Source organism: Rhizobacter sp. (genome assembly GCA_021153565.1).
In the GTDB taxonomy this organism is placed as follows: domain Bacteria; phylum Pseudomonadota; class Gammaproteobacteria; order Burkholderiales; family Burkholderiaceae_C; genus Albitalea.
On the sequence record JAJKJU010000320.1, the window covers coordinates 25,885 to 32,662 of the forward strand.

Consider the following 6,778-nt stretch of genomic DNA (forward strand, 5'->3'; position numbering starts at 1 on the left):
CGTTAAGCCACATTGCCGTGTCGAATGCGCTGCTCATGAGCGGCATGTTCATGCCGAAGCTCGATGTCGTTGCACTCTTCGAAGCCGCCTTGGCGGGCTTGTCTGTGATGCTTGGGGCCACTTCTGTCGCCCGCTCCCATGACCCTTGTTCTTGGGAGCGGGCTACTGAAAAGAATAGAAACACCTGAAGGGTATTTTTCGTTCCGCCCAGAAATCGGCAGCGTCACGGAAGACGTCCAACAATTGCTCTCGCGCTTCGCGGTCGAACCTCGGGTTGTCGGGCAATTGCTCGAGAACCACCACGAAGCCGGGTTGTTGACCCGACTTGTGCACAAGATCAGTCATGCAGTCATAGAGTGCATCGAGATTCTTGCCGAAATGCACCGGGAACAGGAACGACTCGGCAATGCTGTCGAGAACTTCCTGCTTGGACTGGGCCGCAGTCAGATTCGCATAGAGGAAATGCTGGCCGACGTCTTGTGCCGCCTGCTGCAGGTCCTCCACGCGGTATGCGCGGATCGATTGAACAATGTTCGGACGGACGGTCTGCAAAAGCATGTCGCGTTCCTCCTCAAGTCACCAATGAAACTGCCATGACCTTCGATCAATACGCGATGAGGACAAAGCTCGCGTAGTGATCGCCGGTGTAAAAACATGCCTCGGGTCGGGTTGCCTCGCGCCCGCCGCACACGATGCGACGCGCTCCTCGGGTCCGTTCGCCCGGCGTCTTGACCGTGTACTCCCGGTAAAAGCCACGCGGCTTGGCAGGGAGCACTCGTTCGCGATTGCCGAACACGATGCCGTCTTTCGGGTAGGGGAAGGGGCCTCCGGCGCGTATCAAGCGATCGGTGGCCTGTACCTCTTTTGGCAGCTCGGCAATCGCCACGCTGCCCATGTCCTGGGTTGCGCGCCCCTTCGCCCACGCCTGTGAAGGAATGAGGGCGCCGGAGCCGAAAACGGCACCAGCTAAGGAAATCGCAAATCCAACCCGGCGAAGGGTTTGCCACGCCTGCGCCTGACTGGGGAGAGACACGGGTTTTCCCTGAAACCTGAAACAGCGATGGTATCGAATCAGACCGAAAATCTCAAGCGGGTGCCTCAAATTAGGGCAGCACACTCGATTTGCAAGTGTATGCACACATACCAGCAACACCTGCATTCATGGCGAATTTTCAGAAAATCATTCTCGTTTCTGCCGTGCGCACTATGCGAGTAACGCAATTGTCACAATCCCCGTGCTCTTTGCCGGCTATTGGCCTTAGCCCTTGCAGCGCGACAAGGGCCATGCTTGCATTCTGCCAAGATGCCCCCTTACTCCTTATTGACGTGCCGCGTTGGCATCCGCCACCGTCAAGGCGGTCATGTTGACGATTCGGCGGACCGTCGCCGAAGGCGTGAGGATGTGCACCGGCATGGCAGCACCGAGCAGCACGGGGCCGACAGCGATCCCCCCGCCGGCCGCCGTTTTCAGCAGGTTGTACGAGATGTTGGCTGCATCGATGTTCGGCAGCACCAACAGGTTGGCCTCCCCGGACAAGGTGCTCTTGGGCATCAATTAGTGTCGGTAGGCGGCGTCGAGCGCAGTGTCGCCGTGCATTTCGCCATCGACCTCCAACCAGGACGCATCACGCTGCAAGATACGAAGCGCGTCGCGCATCTTGACGGCCGACGGCTGATTGCTCGATCCGAAATTGCTGTGCGAAAGCAGTGCCGCTTTCGGACGCAGGCCAAAGCGCATCATTTCTTCCGCCGCCATGACAGTGATTTCGGCCAGCTGCTCGGCCGTCGGGTCGTAGTTGACGTGGGTGTCGACAAGCATCACCTGCCGGCCTGGAAGAATCAGTCCGTTCATGCAGGCGTAGGTCTTCACGCCTTCACGCAGGCCGATCACCTGGTCGATGTAGTGAAGGTGCAGCCCCGTGTTTCCCCAGGTGCCGCACAACATTCCATCGACTTCACCACTTTGCAATAGCATCGCGCCGATCAGCGTGAGACGACGGCGCATTTCGATCTTTGCAAGCTGCGCCGTCACGCCTTTGCGCGCGGTCATCTCGTGATAGGTTTGCCAGTACTGGCGATATCGGTGATCGTTCTCGGTGTTGACGAGGTCATAGTCCCGACCCGCTTCGAGTCGCAGCCCGAACTTTTCGCAGCGCTGTGCGATGACGTCTGGTCTTCCGATCAGTGTCGGGCGGGCAAGATTTTCGTCGACCACCACCTGCACCGCACGCAGCACGCGTTCTTCTTCGCCTTCGGCATAGGCCACCCGCTTCCTCTCGGCGCGCTTGGCGAGTTGGAAGATCGGCTTCATCGTCGTGCCCGACGCATAGACGAAGGTCTGCAGTTTCTCGCGGTACGCGTCGAGATCGGAAATCGGCCGTTCGGCCACACCCGACTCGGCCGCCGCCTTGGCCACGGCCGGGGCGATCTTCATCATGAGCCGCGGATCGAAAGGCTTTGGAATGAGGTATTCGGGGCCGAAGCTCAGCGTCGCACCCGCATAGGCGGCGGCGACCACTTCGCTTTGCTCGGCCTGCGCGAGATCAGCGATGGCGTGCACCGCGGCAATCTCCATTTCGTCCGTGATGGTCGTGGCTCCCGAGTCGAGCGCGCCGCGGAAGATGTACGGGAAGCACAGGACGTTGTTGACTTGATTTGGATAGTCCGTCCGCCCCGTGGCGATCAACGCGTCGGCGCGAACTTCCAAGACCTCTTCCGGAAGGATCTCGGGCGTTGGATTCGCCAATGCGAAGATGATCGGGCGGTCGGCCATCTTGGCGACCATGTCCTTCTTCAGCACCCCCGCCGCAGACAGACCGAGGAACACATCGGCGCCGACGATCACTTCCGCCAAGGTGCGATGCGTCGTCTTCTGCGCGAAGACTGCCTTGTCTTCATCCATCAACTCGAGTCGGCCCTCGTAGACCACGCCCGCGAGGTCGGTGAGCCAGATGTTTTCGCGCGGCACGCCCAGCTTCACGAGCAGGCCCACGCAGGCCAGCGCCGCCGCGCCAGCGCCCGAGGTCACGAGCTTGACCTTTCGAATGTCCTTGCCGCTGACTCTCAACGCGTTCAAGAACGCTGCGCCGACGACGATGGCCGTGCCGTGCTGATCGTCGTGGAAGACCGGAATCTTCATGCGTTCTCGCAGGCGGCGCTCAACGTAGAAACAATCCGGAGCCTTGATGTCTTCCAGGTTCACGCCGCCGAAAGTCGGTTCGAGCGCCGCAATGATGTCGACCAGCTTGTCAAGGTTCTTCTCCTGCAACTCGAGGTCGAAGACGTCGATGCCCGCGAACTTCTTGAAGAGCACCCCCTTGCCTTCCATCACCGGCTTCGCCGCGAGAGGCCCGATGTCGCCAAGGCCCAGCACCGCCGTGCCATTGGTGATGACCGCGACCAGGTTGCCGCGCGAGGTATATCTAAAAGCGTTGGCCGGATCGGCCACAATCTCTTCGCAAGCCGCCGCCACGCCTGGCGAATAGGCAAGCGCCAGATCGCGCTGGTTCACCATCTGTTTGGTGGCCGCGATGGCGATCTTGCCGGGCGTGGGGAACTCGTGATATTCGAGGGCGGCGCGTCGCAACTCGGCGCGTTTTTGCTCTTTGTCGGACATGGCCTGGTCTCGCGTGGTTTGTTGTTGCGGCTCGTATCAGTGTCGGGCCGTGTTTCCCGACCGATTGCCGCGAAGCTCTGGGCATTGTAGAAGCCGGCACGCGCAAACACGTCGTGACCATGTGCATCATCTGCCGACGGTCAGTAGGCACAAGCCCAGACCGCACCGGCATCCACAAGCTGCCGCAAGTGTGATGCGGCCCGGCTGCCGGGCCATGCGCGAAACTGCGTACGCCGACCGGGGCCCGCCTCCGCAATACTGCAAGCCCCAAGCCCGACCATGAGCCCACTGACCGCCGCCCCTGCGGTGCCCGACATTCCGCACCCTCGCACGCGCACGCGGCGGGCATTGCTGTGGGGCGCGCTGATGGGCCTGCTGGTTGTCGCGCAGTCGATGCTGGTGTGGCTCACCCTCAACTACGAAAGCGCGCGCGCCCAGGAGCAGGTCGACGCCACCGCATCTGGCGTGACCGCGGACGTAAAGCAGGCGCTATCGCGCGATCTGCAAAGCCTGCAGGCACTCTTGTGGAACGATCCGAGCGTCGCGCAGTGGCGCAGCGACTCCGCAGTGCTGCTGCACGCCCATCGCGAACTGGTGCGCATTGAGATGCGCGACAAGCAGCAAAACATCGTCGACTCCGTAGAGTCTCCCTACCAGGGTCCGATCTTCACGCGCATTAGTCGCGAGGACATCGACCTCGACACCGAGGTCGCCTGCCAGACCGCCCAGCGCCAAGCGGGGCCGACCTACTCGCGCAGCTACTTCGTGCCCCTGCCGGGCGGCCTCGGGCTTGAGGTCATGGACGTGTGCCTGCCGGTGCAGCACGCCGGGCGGTTGAGCGGCTTCATGGCGGCGACGTTCACGCTCGGCGGAGTGCTGTCAGAAGCGGTGGCCTCCGACGCCCTGCGCACCCATGAACTGTCCTTCGTAGAAAGCGATGGCACGCGCCTGGCTCGTGCGGGATTGATGCGCGGTGCCGGCATCTACGTGTCGGAACGTCTTGTGGACCTGCCGGGCATCACCTTGCAGTTGCGGCTCGACAGCGCCGTCGGCAGCCCGCGACTGATCCCCAATTTGGCCGTCGCCCTGGTCCTCGGCCTGTCCCTCGCGCTCGGTGCCGTGGTACTGCTGCTCGTGCGCGACGTCCGAAAGCGCGCGAGCGCCGAACGGGCTCTGGCCGAATCCCTGGCTTTCAGAAAGGCGATGGAAGACTCGCTCGTCACCGGCCTGCGTGCCCGTGATCTTCAGGGTCGGGTGAGCTATGTCAATCCGGCGTTCTGCAAGATGGTTGGCTTCACGGCCGACGAAATGATCGGCAAGACCACGCCGCCCTACTGGCCGCCGGATCTGGTCGACGAATACAGCCAGCGTCAGACCCTCCGGCTCAGCGGCAATCACCCCGGCGAGCGGGCTCGGCAGACGGCGCGCGAGGGCTACGAGACGACTTTCAGGCGCAAGAACGGCGAGCGCTTCGCTGCGCTGATCTTCGAAGCGCCGCTGGTCGACGGATCGGGCCGCCACACGGGCTGGATGAGTGCAGTGCTCGACGTGAGCGACCAGCGCCGCATCGAAGAGCTTTCACGCCAACAGCAGGAGCGGCTGCAAGCCACGGCGCGGCTCGCGACGGTGGGAGAGATGGCCTCGCTGCTGAGCCACGAGCTGAACCAACCCCTGGCTGCGATTGCCAGCTACGCCGCCGGGTCGCTCAACCTCATGCAATCGGACGTGCAGGACATGGAAACCGCGGCCATGCTCAAGCAGGCGGCCGAGCGCATCGCCGAGCAGGCCGAGCGGGCGGGCCGTGTCATCAAGAGCGTGCACAACTTCGTGCGGCGCCGCGATCGAAGCCACGAAGCCATCAGGAGCGATCTGCTGATCGATGCCGTACTGCCGCTCGTGCGCCTGCAGGCCCGCAAAAGCGGCACGCGCGTGGCCATTGATGTGCCTCGCCCGCCGCCGCGCGTGCTCTGCGACCGGACCATGGTCGAGCAGGTGCTGCTCAACCTGACGCGCAACGGCATCCAGGCGATGGAGTCGCACACGCCAACGTCGCAGTGCGAATTGCTCATCCGCGTGCAGCAAGGCCATCCGCGCTGGGTCACCTTCAGCGTCTTCGACCATGGCCCGGGGGTGCCGCCCGATGTGGCGCAGCGCCTCTTCACCCCCTTCTTCACCACCCGCAGCGAGGGCATGGGCCTGGGCCTGTGCCTGTGCCGCACAGTGATTGAACAGCACGGCGGCGCTCTGGATTTCATGACCGTGGGGTCGGAGTCGGGTGTCGGGGCTGGTGTAATGACTGAATTCCGGTTTACGCTTCCGGCCGACACCGCTGATCGCAAGGATGCATCGAGCGGGCGTCGCCCCGCGGCCGACGCCGCCTCGACTGGCACACAATGACCCTGAAGACCGATCCCCGCCTGGGCCTTGGCCTACCGACCGTCTACCTCGTGGACGACGAGGACGTCGTACGCGACGCGTTGGCGTGGCTGCTTCGCTCACGGCGATTGCTGTCCGAAGGATTTGCCAGTGCCGAGGGCTTCGAAGCAATGCTGGCGGGCCGCCAGCCGGGCTGGCCAACGTCACCGAGCTGCCTGCTGCTGGACGTGCGCATGCCCGGGACCAGTGGCCTGGTGCTCTTCGAGCGGCTGACCGAGCGCAAGCTTCTGGATGCACTTCCCGTCATCTTCCTCACCGGCCACGGCGACGTTCCCACTGCCGTGGCCGCCGTGAAGCGCGGCGCCTTCGACTTCGTGGAAAAGCCTTTTGCCGACAACGCGCTGGTCGATCGCATCGAACAAGCTCTGGACAAGAGCAGCGCGGCCATCCTGCTGCGACGCCAGGCGGACACAGTGGCCAAGCGGCTTTCCGAACTGACGGACCGCGAACGCGATGTGATGCGCCTGGTGGTCGAAGGTCGCCCCAACAAGCTGATCGCCGACGAACTCGACATCAGCGTTCGAACGGTCGAGGTGCACCGCGCCCGGGTGTTCGAGAAGATGGAGGTCCGCTCAGCCATCGAGTTGGCCAACGCCTTGCGCTCGCGCAACGAGTGAGAGGCTGAGAGTTTTTCGAACGTGTCCGAGCAGCACGTCAAAAGGCGCCTGATCTAGGCGCAAAGCGCAGCCATAGCTTGGCTATGGCGAGCATTTGCAACGACGAGCA

4 protein-coding genes and 1 pseudogene are annotated in these 6,778 nt (G+C 63.0%); 2 read left to right on the forward strand and 3 right to left on the reverse strand.

Annotated elements, in window-relative coordinates:
• Positions 1–162 precede the first annotated feature (162 nt).
• The 3 genes and pseudogenes from AC30NL_RS19905 to AC30NL_RS19915 form a co-directional block, all read right to left on the reverse strand.
• Positions 163–558 (reverse strand): barstar family protein, encoded by a 396-nt coding sequence (locus AC30NL_RS19905; RefSeq protein ID WP_489465722.1) that lies wholly within the window; start codon positions 556–558, stop codon positions 163–165.
• A 46-nt stretch (positions 559–604) separates the two neighbouring features.
• Positions 605–895: a guanyl-specific ribonuclease gene (locus tag AC30NL_RS19910; protein WP_489465726.1), complete on the reverse strand. Its 291-nt coding sequence runs from the start codon at positions 893–895 to the stop codon at positions 605–607.
• 423 nt (positions 896–1,318) lie between these two features.
• Positions 1,319–3,616 (reverse strand): annotated as a pseudogene (locus tag AC30NL_RS19915) (NADP-dependent malic enzyme).
• 279 nt (positions 3,617–3,895) lie between these two features.
• Between AC30NL_RS19915 and AC30NL_RS19920 the strand changes: the two are divergent.
• Entirely contained in the window at positions 3,896–6,013 is a 2,118-nt protein-coding gene (locus AC30NL_RS19920) for an ATP-binding protein (protein WP_489465723.1), read from the forward strand.
• Positions 6,010–6,669, forward strand: a complete 660-nt coding sequence (locus AC30NL_RS19925; protein WP_489465724.1) for a response regulator transcription factor — start codon at positions 6,010–6,012, stop codon at positions 6,667–6,669. The genes AC30NL_RS19920 and AC30NL_RS19925 overlap by 4 nt, the downstream gene beginning before the upstream one ends.
• The last annotated feature ends 109 nt before the right edge of the window (positions 6,670–6,778 follow it).

Bases quoted from the DNA above. Each gene is read 5' to 3' on its own strand.
- AC30NL_RS19920 (WP_489465723.1), top strand. From the start codon at position 3,896: ATGAGCCCACTGACCGCCGCCCCTGCGGTGCCCGACATTCCGCACCCT.
- AC30NL_RS19910 (WP_489465726.1), bottom strand. From the start codon at position 895: ATGGGCAGCGTGGCGATTGCCGAGCTGCCAAAAGAGGTACAGGCCACC.
- AC30NL_RS19925 (WP_489465724.1), top strand. From the start codon at position 6,010: ATGACCCTGAAGACCGATCCCCGCCTGGGCCTTGGCCTACCGACCGTC.
- AC30NL_RS19905 (WP_489465722.1), bottom strand. From the start codon at position 558: ATGCTTTTGCAGACCGTCCGTCCGAACATTGTTCAATCGATCCGCGCA.